Annotated in this window: 3 protein-coding genes and 1 pseudogene; 3 read left to right on the top strand and 1 reads right to left on the bottom strand. The window is 70.7% G+C overall.

The window, feature by feature from the left end; all coding sequences use genetic code 11:
- Positions 1-116 precede the first annotated feature (116 nt).
- The gene (locus PSD17_RS24670; protein WP_339124711.1) at positions 117-677 is read right to left on the bottom strand and encodes a helix-turn-helix domain-containing protein; all 561 of its coding nucleotides are present in this window, start codon (positions 675-677) and stop codon (positions 117-119) included.
- 657 nt (positions 678-1,334) lie between these two features.
- Here PSD17_RS24670 and PSD17_RS24665 point away from each other — a divergent pair.
- The 3 genes and pseudogenes from PSD17_RS24665 to PSD17_RS24655 all read left to right on the top strand — a co-directional run.
- The gene (locus PSD17_RS24665; protein ID WP_339124709.1) at positions 1,335-1,940 is read left to right on the top strand and encodes a hypothetical protein; all 606 of its coding nucleotides are present in this window, start codon (positions 1,335-1,337) and stop codon (positions 1,938-1,940) included.
- Between the two features lie 536 nt (positions 1,941-2,476).
- Positions 2,477-3,268, top strand: a complete 792-nt coding sequence (locus PSD17_RS24660; RefSeq protein ID WP_339124708.1) for a MinD/ParA family ATP-binding protein — start codon at positions 2,477-2,479, stop codon at positions 3,266-3,268.
- Positions 3,269-3,273: 5 nt separating this feature from the next.
- A pseudogene (locus PSD17_RS24655) lies at positions 3,274-3,829 on the top strand (hypothetical protein); the annotation flags it as partial.

Below are 3,829 nucleotides of genomic sequence, written 5' to 3'. Positions count from 1 at the left end.
CGTGGGGGGAGGATCGATCAGGAAGCGGTTACGCGCCCGGGCGATGGGCCTCGCCCCGGGCGCGCAGCTGTGTCTGCGACGAGGGGTGCCGCACGCCGGTCTGGCCGAGCCCCCCGCTAGTCCGACTTTCCTTCGGCCTTGAGCAAGCTGTCGATGATGTCACTCAGGGCCTGCTGCGAGCTCGGGGAGAGCCGCGCGGCGCGCAGCATCATCGACTGGACGAGGTCGTCACGCAGCAGGATCCGCTGACGCAGCTCGTCGACGTCGAGATCGGCCGGCTCGTCTTCCCAGAAGAAGGCGGGTGAGACGCCGAAGAATCGGGCGAGTTCCTTGAGGTAGCGCTGTGACGGGTCGGTCCGCTCGCCGTTGAGGATCTTGAGGATGTAGACGCTGCTGATCTCGCCGCCGTTGTCGTTGATCCAGCGCGCGACCTGGGCCGCCGAGTACGGCTTGTCGTCGATGTTGCGGACGTTCTGGAAGAGGTAGTTCAGCCGCTCGGGCATCGTCCCGCGGGGGTTGGCGATCCTCCTGCGGCGCGCGCTGGATGCAGCCACCCCGTCCTGCGTCCCAGCCTGGCGCCTGACCACCTCGTCACCCTCCGCCGTCGGTACGAGCTCGAGCCCGCGTCGAATCGGGGCAAGCGTACGCACCAGCCGGTGGGGTGCGGTCATGGTCATGCATGACTGTATAGCGCACAGAAATTCATATCGGTACAGTCGTACCGTGCTTGCTTGCCTCGATCAGACACTTCCGGCGGCTCGAGTCGAGCCGTATCGCGTGGTAGAGGCATGTTCTTCGGGGCGGCGCCGTCGTCGTCAACAGAGCAAGAGAACACCTCGATCGTACCGATTCTCGCCGGTCAACAGACCTTCCAGGACTGACTTCGGGTCCGCGGCAGTTGTGCGCAAGGCCCCGAAGGAGGTGGCCAGGTCGTGAGCCGCCGCGATAGCGGGCGGCGCGGCCGTGTCTCCTCCCCTCCCCCGTGGTGGTCTCCATCGCAGGACGGCGGGCCAGCCGAGGACCACCCGGCCGCCGGGTACGCGCCCATGCCACCGATCGGGCCCGCTCCGACCAGGCCCTCCCCGACACCGAGGCCGGTCCCGATCCCAGCGCCGCCTGAGGCGCGAGCGGCGGTGCCGGCGTCCGCGCCGCCCGCACGGGTCCCTCTCCCCGCTCCTTCCCCATCGGCTCAGCAGGCGCCGGTTCCGCCGAGCGTCCCACCACCGAACGTCCTCGGTGCGGCGCTGGCCGCGGTCAAAAAGCGGTGGGCCCAGCCGGACGCCGACGCTTCGCCACCGCCCCAGTCACCTCCGAGGGCGGCGGTCGTCGCGCCGGTGCGGATGAACTCGGCGCACAATGCACCCCCGCCCGCCCAGGTGTTCATCCCGCCAGCCACCGGCGCCCCGGCCGCCGCGGTCCACCGCCCGGCCGATGGTCCTCGCCCAGGTGTCCGGACCTCGGTTGATCGCCCGCTCGAAGCGTTGACGCCACCGGATCGGAGCGAGGCAGCACAGCTGGCGGTCTGCTTTGCCACTGACTATCTGTCCTGGGACGAGGCGGTACCGGAGCGGCGTGTCGAGGCCCTCGGCTGGTACCTCCCCCCGGGAGCCGACTGCACGCTCGGCTGGACGGGCAAGGGGCGCCAGCGCGTCGAGGCCGCGCATGCGGGTCGCATCATCAGCGTCGACTACTGGCTTGTCGTTGACGTACGGGCGCGCGTGACGCCCTACCGGCGGCTTCCTGGGCCGCCCGACCTGAGCGACGACGTCGAGCTGCTCGAGGGAGCCCGCTGGTCGTCGGTTCCGCCTGCGACCGCAGCGGGCTGGGAAGCCGGGCCGTCGATGTGGCTGCGGTTGTCGATCCCCATCCGCCGGCATGACTCAGGAGCGCTCGTCGTGGAGCTGGCCCCCATCCCCGAGAACGCGGAGAGAGACTCATGACCGAGCAAGGCCCAGCGCCGGTGCAGCCCTTCGTCCGCGCATGGAGCAGCGCCCTCGCCCCCGCCCCCAGCGCCTCCCCCGACGGCCGTCGCGCCGCGCCGCCGCGGACAGCTCCGGCTGCTCCCGGTGGCGAGCGTGCCCTTGTGCCGCCATCCGCGGCGGTCCCGTCGGGCCCAGTACTGAGGGCAGTTCCCTTCGCACCTCCCGCGCCCCGCGACACTGCGTCCTCGGCAACCCCGCGGCCCGGGCACGGCGCCGACCGCGACGAAGAGGGACCTACCGACACCACCGGGCCCCAGTCGGAGCCAGCACCCGAAGCGGCAGCCCTGGCTGATACACCAACAGCGAGCGCCCCGGCCGCGCCACCGAAGCACGCGAAATTCGACGGCTACCTGCGCGGGCAGAGCCTGCGGCCTGAGGTACCGCGCCGCGGCCTGCGTGCCCTCCTCTGGAGGGCCAGCGGCGGCCGGATCTCAGTCGGCGCCTCAGCGCGCGAGCTCGCCGAGCGTGTGCACCTCGACAGGATCCGGACACCGTTGACCGGCTGGCACACGATCACGGTGGCGAGCAGCAAGGGCGGGGTGGGCAAGACGACGACGTCGGCGCTGCTGGGTCTCACTCTGGCCGAGCACCGCGGCGATCGAGTCGTCACCCTCGACGCCAACCCCGACGCCGGCAACCTCGCTCAACGACTGCTCGGCTACCGGGCCTCTGCGACTGTGCGCCAGCTGCTCGAACAAGAAAATCTCGACCAGCTCGCCTCATTCACCGAGGTCAGCCGGTTCGTCAACACTGCCGGACGCCTGCAGGTCCTGGCCAGCGACCTCGATCCGGCGATGTCGGAGGCGTTCAACGCCGAGGAGTACCGCCGCGTCCTGGCGCTGCTGACCCGTTTCTTCAACATCGTCATCACCGACAGCGGCACCGGGCTGATCCACTCGGCGATGACCGGAGCCCTGGAGACGACACGCACCCTGATCGTGACGGGCAAGCCCACGATCGACGCCGCCGAGGGGATCACAACGACGCTGGATTGGCTCATCGCACACGGGTTCGACGAGCTCGTCCGCGACGCGATCGTCGTCCTGACCTGCGATCGACAGGCCCACAGCATCGACCCCGCCGCCCTGCGTGAGCACTTCGCCGACCGCTGCCGCGCAGTCGTCGAGTTCCCGGCCGATCCGCACCTCACCGAGGGCGGCCGGATCGACCTCGAGATGCTGCGGCCCCGGACCCGCCAGGCCGGTCGCGAACTCGCAGCCCTGGTCGCGGAAGCGTTCACCTGGGACTTCCCTGCCCCCGACGGCTTCACCACCGGCGCGCGGTGACGGCGATGAGCCCTATCAAGATGGTCATCACCGCCGCGCTGACCACCTCGTCGCTTCTCGGTTCCTTCACCGCGCCCGCCATCGGGACCTCACCACAGCTGCCCACGCCCGCGGCCGCGGCTGCCGTGGCCGCCGGATGCGGATGGCGCCAGACCGCTCAGCAGCTCTTCGACAATCTGCGGTCGGCCGCTGACCCGGGAGGAACGCGGCTGCGGGACAGTCTTGCGGCGACAGGAGCCGGCACACCGGCCTTTCTCGCGGGCTGCGCCGCCACCGCCCCCGACGTGACGGACGGGGACACGAGCACGTGCCCGTCCGGCCCGCGGCCGTATTTCCCGAAGGCCGACTGGCTGTGGTCCCCCATCGCGTCTGGGGCAAAACTCGACCCGTCGTCGACGGCGATGGCCGGGGAGCTGGCATCGGGCGATCACATCCTCAACACCGGCGAGTTCGGCGTCGCGCTGGTCAACCCCGACCAGATCAGCGCCTCCACCCCGCGCTCGACGGTGCCGCTGTCGGAGAACTGGGGCGGCAACCCGCTGGCCGGGGTGAAGGTGCCGG

Source organism: Pseudonocardia sp. D17, from assembly GCF_036984265.1.
Taxonomy (GTDB): domain Bacteria; phylum Actinomycetota; class Actinomycetes; order Mycobacteriales; family Pseudonocardiaceae; genus Pseudonocardia; species Pseudonocardia benzenivorans.
This window is presented reverse-complemented; position numbering and strand designations above follow the sequence as displayed.